General features: G+C 51.5%; 22 protein-coding genes. 7 read left to right on the forward strand and 15 right to left on the reverse strand.

Features of this window, described 5'->3' with window-relative positions; all coding sequences use genetic code 11:
- The 9 genes from ACOZIO_RS14035 to fkpA all read right to left on the reverse strand — a co-directional run.
- The coding region (locus ACOZIO_RS14035; protein ID WP_238483025.1) for a GTP-binding protein at positions 1–187 on the reverse strand (187 nt) is incomplete at its 3' end.
- 71 nt (positions 188–258) lie between these two features.
- Entirely contained in the window at positions 259–2373 is a 2115-nt protein-coding gene (gene fusA / locus ACOZIO_RS14040; RefSeq protein ID WP_129953757.1) for an elongation factor G, read from the reverse strand.
- Positions 2374–2469: 96 nt separating this feature from the next.
- Positions 2470–2940, reverse strand: coding sequence for a 30S ribosomal protein S7 (rpsG, locus tag ACOZIO_RS14045; protein WP_005969574.1), 471 nt, complete (start codon positions 2938–2940; stop codon positions 2470–2472).
- Between the two features lie 96 nt (positions 2941–3036).
- Positions 3037–3411, reverse strand: a complete 375-nt coding sequence (rpsL, locus tag ACOZIO_RS14050) for a 30S ribosomal protein S12 (RefSeq protein WP_013573668.1) — start codon at positions 3409–3411, stop codon at positions 3037–3039.
- A gap of 143 nt (positions 3412–3554) precedes the next feature.
- Positions 3555–3842 carry a sulfurtransferase complex subunit TusB gene (gene tusB / locus ACOZIO_RS14055; protein WP_129953758.1) on the reverse strand — a complete coding sequence of 96 codons (288 nt, stop codon included), beginning with the start codon at positions 3840–3842 and terminating at the stop codon, positions 3555–3557.
- Positions 3843–3855: 13 nt separating this feature from the next.
- Entirely contained in the window at positions 3856–4215 is a 360-nt protein-coding gene (tusC, locus tag ACOZIO_RS14060) for a sulfurtransferase complex subunit TusC (protein ID WP_129991442.1), read from the reverse strand.
- Between the two features lie 22 nt (positions 4216–4237).
- The gene (gene tusD, locus ACOZIO_RS14065; RefSeq protein ID WP_129953760.1) at positions 4238–4630 is read right to left on the reverse strand and encodes a sulfurtransferase complex subunit TusD; all 393 of its coding nucleotides are present in this window, start codon (positions 4628–4630) and stop codon (positions 4238–4240) included.
- A complete protein-coding gene (locus ACOZIO_RS14070; RefSeq protein ID WP_165383750.1) occupies positions 4627–5349 on the reverse strand; it encodes a helix-turn-helix transcriptional regulator in 723 nt (240 codons plus the stop codon). Before ACOZIO_RS14070 ends, tusD begins: the two co-directional genes overlap by 4 nt.
- Positions 5350–5614: 265 nt before the next feature.
- Positions 5615–6475, reverse strand: a complete 861-nt coding sequence (fkpA, locus tag ACOZIO_RS14075) for an FKBP-type peptidyl-prolyl cis-trans isomerase (protein ID WP_129953762.1) — start codon at positions 6473–6475, stop codon at positions 5615–5617.
- Between the two features lie 293 nt (positions 6476–6768).
- On the opposite strand from fkpA, the gene ACOZIO_RS14080 reads away from it, so the two are divergent.
- On the forward strand, positions 6769–6987 hold the full coding sequence (locus tag ACOZIO_RS14080; RefSeq protein WP_129954166.1) for a protein SlyX: 219 nt from the start codon (positions 6769–6771) through the stop codon (positions 6985–6987).
- A gap of 70 nt (positions 6988–7057) precedes the next feature.
- On the opposite strand, the gene slyD is transcribed toward ACOZIO_RS14080, so the two are convergent.
- From slyD to kefG, 4 genes are all read right to left on the reverse strand, one after another.
- Entirely contained in the window at positions 7058–7657 is a 600-nt protein-coding gene (gene slyD / locus ACOZIO_RS14085) for a peptidylprolyl isomerase (protein ID WP_129991443.1), read from the reverse strand.
- Positions 7658–7855: 198 nt separating this feature from the next.
- Entirely contained in the window at positions 7856–8059 is a 204-nt protein-coding gene (locus ACOZIO_RS14090) for a YheV family putative zinc ribbon protein (protein ID WP_129953764.1), read from the reverse strand.
- Positions 8060–8134: 75 nt separating this feature from the next.
- Positions 8135–9943 carry a glutathione-regulated potassium-efflux system protein KefB gene (gene kefB / locus ACOZIO_RS14095; protein ID WP_129953765.1) on the reverse strand — a complete coding sequence of 603 codons (1809 nt, stop codon included), beginning with the start codon at positions 9941–9943 and terminating at the stop codon, positions 8135–8137.
- Complete coding sequence (gene kefG, locus ACOZIO_RS14100) at positions 9943–10497, reverse strand: glutathione-regulated potassium-efflux system ancillary protein KefG (protein WP_129953766.1); 555 nt, start codon at positions 10495–10497, stop codon at positions 9943–9945. The genes kefB and kefG overlap by 1 nt, the downstream gene beginning before the upstream one ends.
- Positions 10498–10626: 129 nt before the next feature.
- Here kefG and ACOZIO_RS14105 point away from each other — a divergent pair, with 129 nt between their 5' ends.
- Positions 10627–12546, forward strand: coding sequence for an ABC transporter ATP-binding protein (locus tag ACOZIO_RS14105; protein ID WP_129953767.1), 1920 nt, complete (start codon positions 10627–10629; stop codon positions 12544–12546).
- Between the two features lie 54 nt (positions 12547–12600).
- Here the strand turns inward: ACOZIO_RS14105 and ACOZIO_RS14110 are convergent, their stop codons facing one another.
- The gene (locus ACOZIO_RS14110) at positions 12601–13203 is read right to left on the reverse strand and encodes a LysE family translocator (RefSeq protein WP_129953768.1); all 603 of its coding nucleotides are present in this window, start codon (positions 13201–13203) and stop codon (positions 12601–12603) included.
- A gap of 100 nt (positions 13204–13303) precedes the next feature.
- Between ACOZIO_RS14110 and ACOZIO_RS14115 the strand changes: the two genes are divergently transcribed.
- From ACOZIO_RS14115 to ACOZIO_RS14125, 3 genes are all read left to right on the forward strand, one after another.
- On the forward strand, positions 13304–14299 hold the full coding sequence (locus tag ACOZIO_RS14115) for a hydrolase (protein WP_129991445.1): 996 nt from the start codon (positions 13304–13306) through the stop codon (positions 14297–14299).
- Positions 14296–14541 (forward strand): YheU family protein, encoded by a 246-nt coding sequence (locus ACOZIO_RS14120; protein WP_129953770.1) that lies wholly within the window; start codon positions 14296–14298, stop codon positions 14539–14541. The genes ACOZIO_RS14115 and ACOZIO_RS14120 overlap by 4 nt, the downstream gene beginning before the upstream one ends.
- 151 nt (positions 14542–14692) lie before the next feature.
- Complete coding sequence (locus tag ACOZIO_RS14125) at positions 14693–15562, forward strand: phosphoribulokinase (protein WP_129953771.1); 870 nt, start codon at positions 14693–14695, stop codon at positions 15560–15562.
- 3 nt (positions 15563–15565) lie between these two features.
- Here the strand turns inward: ACOZIO_RS14125 and ACOZIO_RS14130 are convergent, their stop codons facing one another.
- Complete coding sequence (locus tag ACOZIO_RS14130) at positions 15566–15973, reverse strand: OsmC family protein (RefSeq protein ID WP_013573635.1); 408 nt, start codon at positions 15971–15973, stop codon at positions 15566–15568.
- A 362-nt stretch (positions 15974–16335) separates the two neighbouring features.
- Between ACOZIO_RS14130 and crp the strand changes: the two genes are divergently transcribed.
- Both crp and ACOZIO_RS14140 read left to right on the forward strand, forming a co-directional pair.
- Positions 16336–16968 (forward strand): cAMP-activated global transcriptional regulator CRP, encoded by a 633-nt coding sequence (gene crp / locus ACOZIO_RS14135; RefSeq protein WP_013573634.1) that lies wholly within the window; start codon positions 16336–16338, stop codon positions 16966–16968.
- A gap of 61 nt (positions 16969–17029) precedes the next feature.
- On the forward strand, positions 17030–19105 hold the full coding sequence (locus ACOZIO_RS14140) for a YccS/YhfK family putative transporter (RefSeq protein ID WP_421595423.1): 2076 nt from the start codon (positions 17030–17032) through the stop codon (positions 19103–19105).
- The last annotated feature ends 148 nt before the right edge of the window (positions 19106–19253 follow it).

Consider the following 19253-nt stretch of genomic DNA (forward strand, 5'->3'; position numbering starts at 1 on the left):
TGGTGATACCACGAGCTTTTTCTTCTGGTGCGTTATCGATCTGGTCGAATGCACGTGCAGAACCGCCGTAGGTTTTAGCCAGAACGGTAGTGATTGCTGCAGTCAGGGTAGTTTTACCGTGGTCAACGTGGCCGATAGTACCAACGTTAACGTGCGGTTTGTTACGTTCAAATTTTTCTTTAGACACGGCTATATTCCTTACTCTTGTGCTCTCCCTTCAAAGAGAGAGCACGGGATCATTGTGTTTAAACCAGTGGCTTATTTGCCACGAGCTTCAATAACGGCCTGGGCCACGTTATTCGGCGCATCATCATACTTCAGGAATTCCATGGAGTAAGATGCACGGCCTTTGGTCAGTGAACGCAACTGAGTCGCATAACCGAACATTTCGGAAAGCGGAACTTCAGCATGAATCACAACGCCAGTAGCGTTAGATTCTTGGCCTTTCAGCATACCGCGACGACGGCTAAGGTCACCGATAACGTCACCAGTGTTCTCTTCCGGAGTTTCTACTTCAACCTTCATGATAGGCTCAAGCAGAACTGGTTTCGCTTTCTTAAAGCCATCTTTAAAGGCGATAGAAGCGGCCAGTTTAAACGCCAGCTCAGAGGAGTCAACGTCATGGTAAGAACCGAAGTGCAGACGCACGCCCAGATCTACTACCGGATAACCGGCCAGCGGACCTGATTTCAGCTGTTCCTGGATGCCTTTGTCAATCGCACCGATGAATTCACCAGGAATTACACCGCCTTTGATTTCGTTGACAAACTCATATCCTTTCGGATTCGTGCCAGGTTCTAATGGATACATGTCGATCACAACGTGACCATACTGACCGCGACCACCAGACTGCTTAGCGTGTTTACCTTCAACATCAGTAACTTTAGCGCGAATCGCTTCACGATAAGCAACCTGCGGCTTACCGACGTTAGCTTCAACGTTAAACTCACGACGCATACGGTCAACCAGGATGTCCAGGTGAAGCTCACCCATACCTGCGATGATTGTCTGACCAGACTCTTCATCAGTCCAAACGCGGAATGATGGGTCTTCTTTCGCCAGACGGCCCAGAGCCAGACCCATTTTTTCCTGGTCAGCTTTGGTTTTTGGTTCTACCGCAACGGAGATTACCGGCTCAGGGAATTCCATACGCTCCAGAATGATCACATTATCTGGATCACACAGAGTGTCACCGGTAGTCACGTCTTTCAGACCGATCGCTGCAGCGATATCGCCTGCACGAACTTCTTTAATTTCTTCACGCTTGTTCGCGTGCATCTGAACGATACGACCCAAACGTTCACGCTGTGATTTCACTGGGTTAAATACAGTGTCACCTGAGTTGACAAGACCGGAATAAACACGGAAGAACGTCAGGTTACCCACGAATGGGTCAGTAGCGATTTTGAACGCCAGAGCAGAGAACGGCTCAGCATCGTCAGAATGGCGAACTGCCGGAGTGTCTTTACCGTCATCCAACAAACCGTTGATAGCTTCAACGTCGGTCGGTGCAGGCAGATACTCAACAACAGCATCCAGCATTGCCTGTACGCCTTTGTTTTTAAACGCAGAACCACAGGTAACCAAGATAACTTCATTGTTCAGAACGCGCTTACGCAGAGAAGCTTTGATCTCTTCTTCAGTCAGCTCTTCGCCACCAAAGAATTTCTCCATCAGCTCATCAGAGCCTTCAGCAGCGGACTCAACCAGTTTCTGACGCCATTCTTCAGCCAGTTCTTGCATATCAGCTGGGATCTCTTCGTATTCGAAGGTCACGCCCTGATCGGCTTCGTTCCAGTTGATTGCTTTCATCTTCACCAGGTCAACAACACCGGTGAATTTCTCTTCCGCGCCGATCGCCAGTTGCAGAGGCACCGGAGTTGCGCCCAGACGTTTTTCAATCTGATCAACAACTTTCAGGAAGTTAGCACCCATACGGTCCATTTTGTTAACGAACGCGATACGTGGAACTTTATATTTGTTTGCCTGACGCCATACGGTCTCAGACTGTGGCTGAACACCACCAACAGCACAGTAAACCATTACCGCACCATCAAGAACACGCATAGAACGTTCAACTTCGATGGTGAAGTCAACGTGCCCTGGGGTGTCAATGATGTTGATGTGGTGTGGTTCGAACTGCTTAGCCATACCTGACCAGAAACAGGTAGTCGCAGCGGACGTGATGGTAATACCACGTTCCTGCTCCTGCTCCATCCAGTCCATGGTGGCTGCGCCATCATGAACTTCACCGATTTTGTGGTTTACACCGGTGTAGAACAGAACACGTTCGGTAGTGGTTGTCTTACCGGCGTCGATGTGAGCACTGATACCAATGTTACGGTAGCGCTCAATGGGTGTTTTACGAGCCATTTGATTCCTCTATAACTAGGACGTTCAAGTTCAGTTAACCCAAGCGGGTTGGCTTCTTGAAGCGCCCGCTTGGTTAGCATAACTACTGCGAAGTGATTACCAGCGGTAGTGGGCGAACGCCTTGTTGGCTTCAGCCATACGGTGAACGTCTTCACGTTTCTTAACTGCAGTACCTTTGTTCTCTGCAGCATCAGAAAGTTCGTTCGCCAGGCGGAGAGCCATGGATTTATCACCGCGTTTACGAGCAGCTTCAACGATCCAACGCATTGCCAGAGCATTACGACGAACCGGACGGACTTCAACTGGAACCTGATAAGTTGAACCACCTACGCGGCGGGACTTAACTTCGACAGTCGGACGAACGTTGTCCAGAGCGACTTCGAAAGCTTCCAGGTGGCCTTTACCGCTACGTTGAGCCAGGGTCTCAAGAGCAGTGTAGACGATTGCTTCTGCAGTAGATTTTTTACCATCTACCATCAGAATGTTGACGAATTTTGCCAGCAGTTCGGATCCGAACTTAGGATCTGGCAGGATTTTACGTTGACCAATGACGCGACGACGTGGCATGGAAATACTCCGTTGTTAATTCAGGATTGTCCAAAACTCTAAGAGTTTATTTTGACAGTAAAGTGAAAATGTTTGGCCTTACTTAACGGAGAACCATTAAGACTTCGGCTTTTTAACGCCGTATTTAGAACGAGATTGCTTACGATCCTTAACGCCTGAACAGTCCAGTGCGCCACGGACGGTGTGATAACGCACACCTGGCAAGTCTTTTACACGACCGCCACGGATCAGGATCACGGAGTGTTCCTGCAGGTTATGACCTTCACCGCCGATGTAGGAGGTAACTTCAAAACCGTTAGTCAAACGCACACGGCAGACTTTACGCAGTGCGGAGTTTGGTTTTTTAGGAGTGGTAGTATATACACGAGTACATACGCCACGTTTCTGCGGGCAAGCTTCCAGCGCTGGAACGTTGCTTTTAGCAACCTTCGTAGAGCGTGGTTTGCGTACCAGCTGATTAATTGTTGCCATTAAAAAGCTCCTGGATTTTGGTTCATAAACTACTTTGTAAACGCGTGATAAATCGCCCCATAAAAAGCATTAGCTAATATGGGGACGCAGAATTTTAGGGCTGACCTAAGAGGGTGTCAAGAAATATACAGCACATCGATGTTTCACCATGCTGTTTGCTGGGCATGTTTCTCAGTCAGCGCGACGAAACCAGTATAGTCGATCAACGTGATTTTGTGTGAAATTTGACCAACCAAACCGCGAGCCGCCAAATCTTCGCTTAAAACATAAATAGACTGCACATGATGACTCATCAGGTTGCATGCCTCACTGCCATCAAGTGCGGCCAGTACACCGTCCTGCATCAGCAAAAGCGCATCGTCTTGGGTGATCATATTAATAAGCAATGCAAAATCACAATGTTGCGGGGAATTGGCAAGCGTAAAAAGCATAGGATTTCCTGATTTAAAACGTCATGACCACATCATAATCAGCCAACCGCTGACGAATTTCAGCAACGGGTAACGTCTCAACATTCAGAACCCATTCATGACAAGCAGACAGGCCCCGCGTCTTTAAAGACTCTTCACAAACAAAACACTGATCAACATCGTAAAGAGATAACACGCCGAACGTGGCAATATAATTACGCGCTAAAATTTTTTCCGGTTGCTGCACTGGCATTAACTGGAAAACACCGTCAGACATGAAAAACACACCGATGCTTTCAGTCAGCGCGGAGGTCGCCAGCAAAGCATCCAGCCCTTCCCGCCCTGCGGACGTTCCGTGTGGGCCCTGCGTGAATACAAACGCTATCTTCTTCATTCTTGCTCCCTGTATTCACACATCAGAACTGTACCAGACGATCACAGGTCAGCGAAGCTTCAGCCAGACTGCCCAACCCGGTCAGGGTAAAACCTGGTTGTAAGTTAGTCTGCCCATGCCCCTGATTATGGGCTTCCGTTTCATCTATCACACCGCGACGCAACGCGGCGGCCACGCACACATTCAGCGCCACCTGATAATCTGCGGCCATACGCTGCCAGGCCCGGACCAGATCGAATTCATCGGAGGCCGGCGCGGAAAGCAAATTACCATTAAGCACACCTTCGCGATAAAAAAATACGCTGTCGAGGTGATGGCCGCTGGAGATCAGCGCCAGTGCAAACTGGTACGCGGCGCTGGCTTGCTGAGTGCCGTATGCAGGGCCGGTGACCAGCAGGCAGTAACGCAGTTTCAACGTTCGTTCCCCACCAGCTCACCGCTTTTAAACTGGCGGATATACAGGTAGACCGTATGCTTGGAAATGTTGAGGCGATCAGCAACCTGATTGATGGCATCTTTGATATCAAAAATACCTTTTTCATAAAGATTCAGTACAACCTGACGGTTTTTCGCATTGTTCGACACATTACGATCAGCATTGACTTCTTCAATCGTAAATTCCAGCGTTTGGGCAACCAGATCATCCACGGATGAAGCGAAGTTAACGGACGAGGCAACTTCCTGCGTCTCCGGTGGCATAAACGTCTGAATAATTTGCGAGAAAGGTACGTCAAGATTCATGTTGATGCACAGCAGGCCAATCACACGCTGCTCACGGTTGCGTATGGCAATGGTGACAGATTTCATCAGCACGCCACTTTTCGCACGGGTGAAATAGGCTTTGGACACATTACTGTCAGCACCGGTCATATCATGCAGCATGCGCAGTGCCAGATCAGTAATCGGCGAGCCGATTTTACGACCAGTATGCTCACCATTAGCAATCCGAACCGCTGAACATTTCAGGTCTTCCAGAGAATGCAGAACAATTTCGCAATGCTCACCAATCAGCATTGCCAGCCCATCCACCACAGCCTCGTAGGAAGACAAAATCTCGTGATCAACCTGGCTGAAAGGACGTTGGTCCAGCAAATCCAGTTCGCCGGTTTCGCCAGTTATAAGCGAATTAGACATTGAAGCTACCACCCTCTATATCGCGCCTTCCAACGGGAGTCAGGACGCATTATTCATCAATTCAGGGGCGTTACTGTATCAAAAATACAGAATAAACGGCCTGACGATTATATGGATCTGTGACGTTATGCCGGGGAGACAAAAGCGTCAAGTTATCATCATAGAGTAACCGCAATAAAAAGAAGGGCTGGTTCAAATAAAAGTCACATGCCAAAAAAAAACCGCCGCATTAAGCGACGGTTTTTATGCAGTAACTCAGCACGACTTAGTTTGCTTTTGGTGCAGCTTCTGCTTCAGCAGGTTTTTCTGCAGCTTTTGGATCAGCTTTAGGCGCGGCTTTCACATCCAGCAGTTCAACGTCGAACACCAACGTGGAGTTAGCCGGGATCCCCGGAACGCCAGTTTTGCCGTAAGCCAGTGCCGGTGGGATGACCAGCTTGATTTTGCCGCCTTTCTTGATGTGCTTCAGGCCTTCGGTCCAGCCAGGGATAACACCGTCAAGACGGAAGGACAACGGCTCACCACGAGTGTAAGAGTTATCGAACTCAGTTCCGTCCGTCAGCGTACCTTTGTAGTTAACAACAACGGTATCGCTGTCTTTAGGTGCTGCGCCGGTACCTGGTTTTTCAACCTGATACAGCAGACCTGATTCAGTCTTCTTCACGCCTTTTTCTTTGGCGAAATCAGCACGGAATTTGTCGCCTTTGTCAGCGTTAGCTTTGGCATCCTGCTCCATCTTAGCCTGCGCGGATGCTTTCACACGACCTTCGAAGGTTTGCAGAGTCTGCTCAATTTCCTGATCAGACAGTTTGCTTTTATTTGCAAACGCATCCTGAACGCCAGAGATCAACTGGTCTTTATCCAGTTTGATGCCCAGCTTTTCTTGCTCTTTCAGGGAGTTGTCCATGTAGCGACCCAGAGATGCACCCAGAGCATAGGCAGCCTGCTCGTCATCACTTTTGAATTTGGCCGTGTCTGTTGCTGCCGGAGCAGTTGCAGCAGGGGCGGCGGCTGGCGCAGTTGCAGCAGCGGCCGGTGCTGTGGCTTCAGCAGCCATAACCTGAGTGGCATTCAGGGCGATCGCCATGGTGGTTGCCAGCAGAGTTACTTTAAACAGTGATTTCATCCATTTCTCCAAGACCAGAAGTGTATGACCTCTGGTAATAATTACGAAAGTTCGGCGGTTACTATAACTGTCCGTCTCACGACAAAACAATCTCTATACACGTCATTAGCGTCTTATTCCGACCTTTTTTGCATCAATAAGTTTCGTCACAGGATCGGCATATACGGATAAAGCGTCAGGGAGGTCAGGTAATCCTGTGGCTTTACGGGTAGAATCGCCGGTCTACAATACAGGATGAGGTTCCGGTCAATGCTCAACATGATCAACGTGGGCCACACAGTGAGGTAATGATGATGAACTCAAACACCGTTGAACAACGTCTGGAGATGCTGGAAAACAAGCTGGCTTTCCAGGAGATTACCATTGAAGAGCTGAACATGATTGTCACACAACATCAGCTGGAAATGAGCAGACTGCAAGATCACCTGCGTCTGCTGACCGACAAACTCCGTGCCAGCCAGCCATCAATGATTGCCGATCAGTCGGAAGAAACCCCTCCGCCGCATTATTGATGCTGATTTCAACGTAGCAAAAAGGCGCCCGGGGGCGCCTTTTTCTTTAACTGCTAAACGTGCAACGCGATTAATGACAACCGCAACCGCCGTTTCCGCCGCAACCACCTTTCTTACCGTGATCATGACCGTGGTCGTGATCATGGTCGTGGCCGTGACCACCGCAGCAACCTTCACCATGTTCATGATCATGATCGTGGCCGTGTTCGCCGTGAACGTGGCCGTGAGCCAGTTCTTCTTCGGTTGCTTCACGGATAGCGACAACTTCAACGTGGAAGTTCAGATCCTGACCGGCCAGCATGTGGTTTCCGTCAACCACAACGTGGTCACCGTCAACTTCAGTGATTTCAACAGGCACCGGGCCCTGGTCGGTGTCAGCCAGGAAACGCATACCGACTTCCAGCTCATCAACACCCATGAACACGTCTTTAGGCACGCGCTGAACCAGGTTTTCGTCGTAGTTGCCGTAAGCATCGTTCGCACCAACATGCACGTCAAAAACATCACCAATGGCATGGCCGTCCAGCGCTGTTTCCAGACCGGAGATCAGGGAACCATGGCCGTGCAGGTAATCCAACGGTGCGCTCACCGGAGATTCATCAACCAACACACCGTCTTCTGTACGAACCTGATATGCCACGCTGATGACCAGGTCTTTTGCTACTTTCATGATAACTCCTACCGTTGGAAACTCAATTTGTTGTCTGCGGGCGTTTCGTAACGCACGCAACTTCGCTTAAGGCTAATTCAGTGACGGCCACTTTTCGATGAGATCATCCTGAAAAGCGCGACCGGATAAATTTGGCGAAGAGTGTAGCGGAAATCCGCGTCTCTGTACTAACAGCATAAAAAAACACGAGCCATAACGCTACTTCGGATCGAAAATACCAATCACCTGCTCTTCCGGCCGGAGTTTCTTGCTGACCTGCGCATCCGTCTGACGCTGATGGTGTCCGCACTTCACACACTCCACCACTTCCACCTGATCTTCCTGCCATAAAGCCAGCGTATCCATCGCCTTACATTTCGGACACACCGCGCCAGCGATGAACCGTTTACGGGTTATAGCCATATTACTTCTCCAAAAATTGCCGACATTGCGTCCGGTCAGTTTTCGATCAACAACCGAATTTTTTTCGCTACCGGACTATTCATCATCGTCCCAGCCATCAAGCTGGCGGCGTTCGTTATGCATTTCGCTCTGGAAGATATCTTCCAGTTCGCGCCGGGCTTCTTTCACACGGGAAATTTGTGCCACATCGCCACGGTTTTGCGGCACCAGTTCGCGCAACATACGCATATCGAGACGGCGAAAATGCTGTTGTGCACGGTACGCACTGTGCGGATGCATGCCCAGCGTCACGAGCGCTTTCTTACCTAACTCCAGCGCACTGGAAAACGTCTCGCGGGAAAAATTCACGACGCCCGCCTGCAAAAGCTCATGCGCTTCAACACGTCCGCGGGCACGCGCCAGAATATTCAGATGCGGAAAATGTTGCTGGCATAAATGCACGATCGCCATCGTATCCTCCGGTTCATTGGAGGTAATAACGATTGATTTTGCTTTTTCCGCACCGGATGCCCTGAGGAGTTCCAGTTCGGTCGCATCGCCGTAATACACTTTGTAGCCGTAAGTGCGCATCAGCCCGACGGCGCTGATATCGCGCTCCAGCACCGTAATGCGCATTTTGTTGGCCATCAGCAAACGCCCGATCACCTGTCCGAAACGCCCGAAGCCAACAATAATCACCTGCGGCTCATCATCCTGCACAAAGTGTTTTTCATCGCTCTCTTCGCCGTCGTTATAACGCTTCACCAGAATCCGGTCGACCCACTGCATCAGCAGCGGCGTGGTCATCATGGATAACGTCACCACCACCAGCAACAACGAAAGTTGCGAGGAAGAAATGACTTTTTGCGCACCCGCCGCTGAGAACAGCACGAAAGCAAATTCCCCGCCCTGACTGAGAACGGCAGAGAATTGCAGCCGGACCGAAGTACGTAAACCAAAAATACGGGACAGCCCGTACAACACGCCGGTTTTAACAGCCACCAGAATAATCACACCCGCCAGCACCAGCAAAATGTGGGTGTAAAGCACGCCCAGATTCAATGCCATACCGACAGAAATAAAGAACAGCCCGAGCAGTAAACCCTTAAACGGCTCGATGGCGATTTCCAGTTCGTGCTGATATTCGCTTTCCGCCAGCAAAATCCCGGCGATAAATGTCCCGAGCGCCATCGAAAAGCCCAGCGTATCCATAAACAATGCCGAACCGAGCACTACCAGCAACGCGGCGGCGGTAAACACTTCCCGCACGCCGGAGGCCACAATCAGCCGGAAAATAGGTCGCAGCAGATAGCGTCCGCCGATCAGCATCCCACCAAACGCCAGGACTTTCAGGCCAATCATTTCCCAGTTATTGCTGCCTTCGGAGCTGCCAGCCAGAATCGGAATCAGGGCCAGTGCCGGGATCACCGCAATATCCTGGAACAGCAGCACGGCGAAACCGAGCTGGCCGCCTTCATTACGCGTCATGCCTTTATCACGCATCAGTTGCAATGCCATCGCCGTCGATGACATCGCCAGCCCGATACCGCCAATCACCGCCGCCTGCCAGGAAAACTTCGTGAGATACAACAGGCCGCCGAGCACCAGCGCGGTCAGGATCACCTGCCCGGCACCAACGCCAAAAATTTGCCGCCGCAGCGCCCACAATTTCCCGGGGTTCAGTTCCAGCCCGATGATAAACATCAGGAAAACCACACCCAGTTCAGAGAAGTGCAGGATTTCATCCACGTCACGGATAAAACCTAAGCCCCACGGACCGATGGCAATGCCAGCCAGCAAATAGCCGAGCACCGCGCCGATACCTAAACGTTGCGCCAGCGGCACCGCGACCACCGCAGCGAATAAAAACAGCAGGATTGCCGTAGGTATATTTGAAACATCCATCAGACGATCCCTCCGTGCGGTAACGGGGATCGCAGCCATTCACCGTAGGCTTCAGCGTGGCTTTGCAACACATCAGGTTTCTGACGTCGTGCCCAGTAAATAATGATTGGCGTCATCCAGTGCATATGACACATCGCCGAAGTCAGTTCAAACGGGCGCATAATGTCAGACATCGGATAGCGGTTATAACCGCCTGCACGGTATGCGCCTTCCGGCTCACCGGTGGTGACGACCGAACGCCAGTATTTGCCGTTAAGTGCATTCCCGCCAGCACCGCTGGCAAACCCCCGCGCCAGCACGCGATCCATCCATTCTTTCAATAATGCCGGGCAGCTATAAGTATAAAGAGGGTGCTGGAAGACGATCACTTTGTGTTCGCGCAGCAACTGTTGTTCACGGTGGATATCAATAAAAAAATCAGGATAGTGAGCGTATAAATCATGCACGGTGACATGTTCAAGCTGCTGTGCCTGCTGTAACAAAACGCGGTTGGCGACTGAATCGGGTGATTCCGGGTGGGCGTAAAGCAGCAAAACCTTTGGTGGCTGCGACATCAATACCTCCAAAGCGTCGTCAGGGTGCGGTTTTTCCGTTACCATGCTTCGCAAAGACAAAATGGGACGCGATACGTCTTGTTTAAATCATTATCATGACAATTTAACATACTCTCAACACGGCGCTTTATGATTGTTTTCTCCTCCTTACAAATCCGACGCGGCACTAACGTGCTGCTGGACAACGCGTCTGCGACCATCAATCCCGGCCAGAAAGTCGGGCTGGTGGGCAAAAATGGCTGCGGTAAATCCACCCTGATTTCACTGCTTAAAGGTGAAATGAGCGCCGACGCAGGCAACCTGACTTTTCCGTCCAACTGGGCACTGGCCTGGGTCAATCAGGAAACACCGGCTCTGGACGAGCCTGCAATAGAGTATGTTATCGACGGTGACCGCGAATTCCGTCAGCTGGAAGCACAATTACAGCACGCCAACGACCGCGATGACGGCCACGCCATCGCCACGCTGCACGGTAAACTTGATGCAATTAACGCCTGGACCATTCCGGCGCGTGCGGCGAGCCTGCTCAGCGGGTTGGGATTTACGCAGAATCAGTTACAGCAGCCGGTCAAATCCTTCTCCGGCGGCTGGCGCATGCGTCTCAACCTTGCGCAGGCGCTGATTTGTCGTTCCGATTTACTGCTGCTTGACGAACCGACCAACCACCTGGATTTAGACGCGGTGATCTGGCTTGAAAAGTGGCTGAAAAGCTACACCGGCACGCTGGTGCTGATTTCTCATGACCGTGATTTTCTGGATCCTATTGTCGATAAAATACTGCATATCGAACAGCAGACGCTGAACGAATACACCGGTAACTACTCGTCTTTCGAACGCCAGCGTGCGACCAAACTGTCGCAACAGCAGGCTTTGTTTGAAAGTCAGCAGGAAAAAGTGGCGCATCTGCAAAGTTATATCGATCGTTTCCGGGCGCAGGCGACCAAAGCCAAACAGGCGCAGAGCCGTATTAAAATGCTGGAGCGCATGGAGCTGATAGCCCCGGCGCACGTAGACAATCCTTTTCATTTTAGCTTCCGCTCACCGGAAAGCTTGCCCGATCCGCTGCTGCGGATGGAAAAGGTCAGCGCCGGTTATGGCGACACCACGATTCTGGAGTCGATCAAACTGAATCTGGTGCCGGGTTCACGTATCGGTTTACTCGGCCGTAACGGTGCAGGTAAATCGACGCTTATCAAACTGCTGGCCGGAACCATGCCGCCGCTTCACGGGGACATTGGGCTGGCAAAAGGCGTCAAACTCGGTTATTTCGCTCAGCATCAGCTGGAGTTCCTGCGCGCAGAAGATTCGCCGCTGCAACATCTGGTGCGTCTGGCGAATAAAGAAACCGAACAGCAATTGCGCGATTATCTCGGCGGATTTGGTTTCCACGGCGATAAAGTGACGGATCCTACCGGGCGGTTCTCCGGCGGTGAAAAAGCGCGCCTGGTGCTGGCGCTGATTGTCTGGCAGCGCCCTAACCTGCTGCTGCTTGATGAACCGACCAACCACCTGGATCTCGACATGCGTCAGGCACTGACCGAAGCGCTGATCGACTTTGAGGGTGCGATGGTTGTCGTGTCGCATGACCGCCACTTATTGCGTTCCACTACTGACGATTTGTATCTGGTACACGGCGGCAAAGTGGAACAGTTCGACGGCGATCTGGAAGATTATCAGCAATGGCTGGTGGACATTCAGCGTCAGGAAAGCCAGCAGGATGCACCGGCTAAAGACGGCGGCGTTAACAGTGCGCAATCGCGTAAAGATCAGAAACGTCGCGAAGCCGATTTCCGCAACCAGACTCAGCCACTGCGCAAGCAAATCACCAGGCTGGAAGCACAGATGGAGAAACTGGGTACCGAACTGGCAGCAATTGAAGCCCGTCTGGCCGACTCCGCCATTTATGACATCAGCCGTAAGGCCGATCTCACGGAGTGTCTGCAACAGCAGACCAAAGTGAAAGGTGCGCTGGAAGAGACTGAAATGACCTGGCTCGATGCCCAGGAACAACTGGAAGAAATGTCTAAAACTTTTGATATCGACAGCTGATCGTATGCTCACAAACGGGAAAGGAGCCGTGATGGCTCCTTTTTGGTCTGTAAATTAATGCCAGATTAACAGCACACAGGCGGCGGTCAGAATACCCATCGCAATGTTAAAAGTGTACCACGCACGCTTGCTGCGCAGCAGGCGACCAATCACCGTGCCGAAGCCAAGCCAGATGATGCCCGATACCAGGTTCACCAGGAACATCCCAAGGCTGATACCGGCAATCGAAGGATTATAGGCGGCGCCCGCCAGACTGAAGCTCGCGACCGCACCCAGTCCCATCAGCCAGGCTTTCGGATTAAGAAATTGCAGCAACCAGCCCTGATACAAACGGATCGGTTTTGGCGGCGGCGCACCGGTTTCCAGTTTTTCATAGGCAGACGTTGCAATCTTCCACGCCAGCCACAGCAGATACAGGCTACCGGCGATTTTGAGAAACAGGTGTAACGCAGGATAAATCGTGATGAGACCGCCGACACCAAAGGCCACCAGCAGCAAAATACTTTGCATACCAAGCATAATGCCGACCATCAGCCAAAGTGAACGGAAGAACCCAAAGTTAGCGCCAGACGTGGTGAGTAACATATTGTTCGGGCCGGGGGTAATGGCGGCGACCCATAAAAATCCAAGCATCGATAAAAATAAACCAGGTTCCATTTAATTTGGGTTCTCCGACCCGAAAGATGTGCGATAGCATTGAAGCTAACAGCGTGATATTGATCGCACAAGAGCCTCTTAAGAGAAATTTATTCATCTTATGGTTGAAACCTTTCGCCCCTTACGCGGGGCCAGTAATCCGCACATCCAGACGCTACTCCCGCGACTGATAAGACGGCATGCAACACTTAAACCTCACTGGCAAAGGCTGGATACGCCGGACGGCGATTTTCTGGATTTAGCCTGGAGTGAAGATCCGGCACAGGCGCGACATAAACCTCGCATGATCCTGTTTCACGGCCTGGAAGGCAGCTTTTACAGCCCGTATGCGCACGGCTTATTGCAGGCGTGGAAAGACAAAGGCTGGCTTGGTGTGGTCATGCATTTCCGCGGATGCGGCGGTGAACCTAATAAGCTGCTGCGTATTTATCATTCCGGTGAAACCGAAGATGCCCGCTTTTTCATTCACTGGCTCAATGAGACCTATGGCGAAGTCCCGACCGGCGCGGTAGGTGTGTCACTCGGCGGCAATATGTTGACGTGTTATCTCGGGCAGGAAGGCGAAAATTGTACGTTGAGCGCCGCCGTGGTGGTCTCCGCACCGCTGATGCTGGAACCTTGCGCTTACCGGCTGGAACGCGGTTCATCACGGATTTATCAGCACTATCTGCTCGGTCAGCTCAAAGGCAATGCCTCGCGTAAGCTGGCAAAATACCCTGGGACATTGCCCGTCACGCTGGCGCAACTGAAAGCCATGCGTCGTCTTCGTGAATTTGACGATGCTATTACCTCAAAAGCGCACGGATTTACCGACGCGCTGGATTATTACCGCCGGTGCAGCGGTCTGCCGTTACTGGCACAGGTCAGAACCCCCCTGCTGATTATCCACGCCAAAGACGATCCGTTTATGACACCCGACGTCATCCCGAAAGCAGAAGATTTACCGGATTGCGTGGAATATCAGTTAACGGAACATGGCGGACATGTCGGCTTTGTGTCCGGCAGCTTACGTAACCCCCAAATGTGGCTGGAACAACGCATTCCGGCCTGGATCGCCCCCTATTTAGAAAATAAGACTAAGGAAAAAACAGAGTGATTATTCCCTGGCAGGAACTGGATCCTGAACTGCTCACCAGCGTGGTGGAATCCTTCGTATTGCGCGAAGGCACCGATTACGGCGAGCAGGAAAGATCGCTGGAACAAAAAGTCGATGACGTGAAACGTCAGCTGAAAAGCGGTGATATTGTGCTGGTATGGTCAGAGTTGCATGAAACGCTGAATATTATGCCACGCGGTCAGTTCCGCGCCGGGCAGGAAGAAGTGCCGCAGGACGGGTAGAGCCGCTCGAAAGCAGGTTGTGACAACCTGTCACTTCGCGAATAAATATGGTAACAATAGGCTTAATTATGCGCAGCACGGCACTACATTTTCAACCACAGAAAAGACCGCGTCACGCCAGCCTGTATCCCCTTTCTGGAGAAAAGCATTTATGTCAGCCAAACATCCTGTTATTGCCGTTACCGGTTCGAGCGGTGCAGGCACCACGACCACCAGCGTGGCGTTTCGTAAAATATTTCAACAGCTTGGCTTACGCGCTGCGGAGCTGGAAGGCGACAGTTTTCACCATTTCACCCGTCCTGAAATGGATGCGGCGATCCGTAAGGCACGCGATCTCGGGCGCCACATCAGTTATTTCGGGCCGGAAGCCAATGACTTTGGTTTGCTGGAAAAAAGCTTTATCGAATATGGCAAAACCGGCACCGGCCGTTCACGTAAGTATTTGCATACTTATGACGAAGCGGTTCCCTATAATCAGGTGCCGGGCACGTTTACGCCATGGCAGGCGTTGCCGGAACCAACGGATATCTTATTCTATGAAGGCCTGCACGGCGGTGTAGTGACAGACAAAATTGATGTCGCCGCCCAGGTCGATTTGCTGGTCGGCGTTGTGCCTATCGTTAACCTGGAGTGGATCCAGAAACTGGTGCGCGATACCGGGGAGCGTGGCCATTCACGTGAAGCAGTGATGGATTCCGTCGTGCGTTCGATGGATGATTATATCAGCTACATTACGCCGCAGTTTTCCCGCACCCACATCAACTTCCAGCGTGTGCCGACTATCGACACCTCAAACCCGTTCGCAGCAAAAGCCATTCCGTCACTGGATGAAAGCTTTGTGGTGATCCATTTCCAGGGACTGGACGACATCGATTTCCCCTATCTGCTGGCAATGTTGCAGGGGTCATTTATCTCGCACATCAAAACGCTGGTGGTACCAGGTGGGAAAATGGGGCTGGCAATGGAGCTGATCATGGCGCCACTGGTGCAGCGCCTGATGGAAGGTAAGAAAATCGAGTAAACTTTATTCCGCTGCAATCACTTCAAAGCTGTGGGTGATGGTGGCCGCTTTACCCAACATCAGAGACACTGAACAGTATTTTTCGGCAGAAAGGCTGACCGCACGTTCAACAATCTTATCGGTCAGATCCTTACCGGTGACGATAAAATGCAGATTGATATGCGTGAACAGACGCGGCGCTTCTTCGCGGCGTTGTGAAGTCAGCTTCACTTCACAATCACGCACGTCATTACGGCCTTTCTGTAAAATAGATACCACGTCAATTGCACTGCAGCCGCCTGCGGACATCAGTAACATTTCCATCGGGCTTGGGGCTTTATCGCCCGCGTTACCATCCATTGAAATCTGATGACCCGACGCTGACTCACCTAAAAAGGTCAGCCCTTCAACCCATTTGACACGTGCGTGCATGAACTATTCTCCCGGTGAATAAACTTTTAGAAATCTGCTCTCAGAGTACCCTTTAGACCAAAATCTGGCAACGTAACCCGATCGCCATCATGCTGAAGCGAGACAACAGAAGACAGCATCTCAAACCTGTGCTACAAACAAAGCCGAAACATACTTTCCAGTAAATTGCGGTGACGGTTTTTGCGGTTTAAGAACAGAACCCACGGTGTTAACAGCAATAAACAGGCTGTTGCACTCCGACATCCGCTTGCAGCATTTCTGGGGAGTTATATGCTGAAAGGGCGCTTTGGATTTGAAGTGCCATACAGGGAACTCTGAGCCCTGTGATTTTGGGCAGCGATAACAACAGAGGATAATAGCTAATGGTTCTCGGCAAGCCACAAACAGACCCGACTCTTGAATGGTTCCTGTCTCACTGTCATATACATAAGTATCCTTCTAAAAGTACGCTGATTCACCAGGGTGAAAAAGCCGAAACGCTTTACTACATCGTGAAAGGGTCAGTTGCTGTCCTGATTAAAGATGAAGAAGGCAAGGAAATGATACTGTCCTACCTTAACCAAGGTGACTTCATCGGTGAGCTGGGACTCTTCGAAGAAGGTCAGGAACGTAGTGCCTGGGTACGTGCTAAAACTGCCTGTGAAGTGGCTGAAATTTCGTATAAAAAGTTCCGCCAGCTGATTCAGGTTAACCCGGATATTCTGATGCGTCTCTCCGCGCAGATGGCCAACCGTCTGCAAGTGACGTCAGAGAAAGTCGGCAACCTTGCCTTCCTCGACGTAACCGGTCGTATCGCTCAAACGTTGCTCAACCTGGCTAAACAGCCTGATGCAATGACCCATCCGGACGGGATGCAAATCAAGATTACCCGTCAGGAAATTGGCCAAATCGTCGGTTGTTCACGTGAAACAGTCGGACGAATCCTCAAAATGCTGGAAGATCAGAGCCTGATCTCCGCACACGGGAAAACGATTGTCGTTTACGGCACACGTTAATCCCTCGAAAATTGGCGCGGCAGAATACTGTCGCGCCTTTTTTATGGGCTAAGCTTTACCCATGACGTTATGGCGAAAACTGTTTTACCATCCTGAAGTGAATTACGCGCTGCGCCAGACGCTGGTGTTGTGCCTGCCTGTTGGCATTTGCTGGCTGTTTGGCAACTTGCAAATGGGTCTGCTGTTTTCCCTCTGCCCGGCCTGCTGTAACATCGCCGGTCTGGATACCCCGCACAAACGCTTTTTCAAACGTCTGATCGTCGGCGGTTCACTGTTTGCCGTGAGCAGTATTCTGCTGCAACTGATGCTGGAAAACTGGCACGTTCCGCTGCCGCTGATCATGCTATCGCTGGCGTTATTGCTCGGCGTTACCGGTGAAATCAGCCCGTTACATGCGCGCCTGTTACCCGGCGCGCTGGTAGCCACTATTTTCACACTGAGTATGGTCGGCGTGCGCCCGATGTGGCAGGCACCGGTGCTGTTCGCAGCAGGCACAGCCTGGTACGGGGTGTTTAACTGGGTGTGGTTTCGTATTTCGCAAGAACAGCCTATGCGCGAAACGCTCAGCCAGCTTTATCTGCAACTCGCGGATTATTTCGAGGCCAAGTACAGTCTGCTGACGCAACATACCGATCCCGAGACGGCGTTGCCGCCATTACTTACCCGTCAGCAGCAGGTTATCGATCTGATTGCCCTGCTTTATCAGCAATTACACATGCTGCCACAACACGGACATCATCATCACCATAAGCGACTGTTTCAGCTTTTTCAGGTTGCTCTCGATTTGCAGGAGCACATTACCGTCAGCCTGCATCAGCCGGAGGAAGTACAGAAACTGGTTGAGGAAAGCCATGCAGAAGCGGTAATCCGCCGCAATGCGCAGGTGATTTCCACCCGTCTTCGGGTGATTGCCGGCGATATTCTTTATCACCGTTTATCTGAGCGCTTTACCATGGCCAATGAGCTGGCTGCGCTGGAGAAAATCGCCGCGCGTAATCCGGACAATCCGGTTGGCCAGTTTTGTTATTACCATTTCAGCCGCATTGCGCGCCTGCTGCGGACCCAGCGCCCGTTATACCGGCGCGATCTGATGAGCACCCAGCCACGGCTGCCCTCCTGGACTGCGCTAAAAAGCTATCTTTCTTTCAAATCCGTGGCCCTGCGTAATGCCGCGCGTCTGGGCATTATTTTAGCGATTGGCAGCAGCCTGGGGCTGTTCTTCAATTTGCCCAAACCGTACTGGATTTTGCTGACTATCATGCTGGTCAGCCAGAACGGCTATAACGCCACGCGGGTCAGGATCCAGCACCGTGCGCTCGGTACGCTGGCCGGTTTGCTGATTGCTTCAGGATTGTTAAAACTGGCGCTACCGGAAAGCACCACGCTGCTGTGCATGCTGCTGATCACCTTGTTGTCCTATACGGTTTTACGCAAAAATTACGGGCTGGCGATGGTCGGCATGACGGTGACGGCAGTGTATACCCTGCAACTACTGGCGATGAACGGTGTGCATTTTCTGATACCAAGACTGGTCGATACGCTGCTCGGCTGTGCGCTGGCCTTCGGTGGCACCCTCTGGCTATGGCCGCAATGGCAAAGCGGTTTGCTGCGCCAGAACGCGCATCAGGCGCTGGAAACGTATCAGGACGCTATCCGTCTGCTGCTTGAGGAAAACCCCGACACCGCAAAACTGGCGTATACCCGTATGCGGGTCAATCAGGCGCACAATAAGCTGTTCACTTCTTTAAACCAGGCGATGCAGGAGCCCGGCTTTAACTCGCATTATCTGGCAGACATGCGGTTATGGGTGACACACAGCCAGTTTGTGGTCGAACATATCAACGCGATGACAATCCTCGCACGCGAACATTATATGTTGCCGGAAAAACTGGCGACGGAATATTTGCAGACCTGCGAAATCGCACTGCAAAGCTGCCAGCAACGACTGCTCTATGACGGGCCGGGCAGCGAGAATAATCTGTTTAATGCGCCGGAACTTCATCCGGATATGCCGCTGACCGAAATGGAACGCCACCTGCGGCGCGTGATTTCACATCTCAGCGTAATGCATACGATCTCGTCACTGGCGTGGAAGCAACGACCACATCATGGGATCTGGCTGACGCGGCGGGCGTGAAAGGGGAGACACCTTTCAAATCCCCCTTTTTACTGGCTTGCAGCCAGACTGCTTTTTGAAATGGAGAAACTTTCGGCTTTTCAATTGCCGTGATCGCTTAACTCACCGCGCCGAAACCGACCAAAGAGGGCTAGTCATAGCCCTCTTT

It is taken from the genome of Rahnella sp. PD4 (genome assembly GCF_049199325.1).
Taxonomy (GTDB): domain Bacteria; phylum Pseudomonadota; class Gammaproteobacteria; order Enterobacterales; family Enterobacteriaceae; genus Rahnella; species Rahnella perminowiae.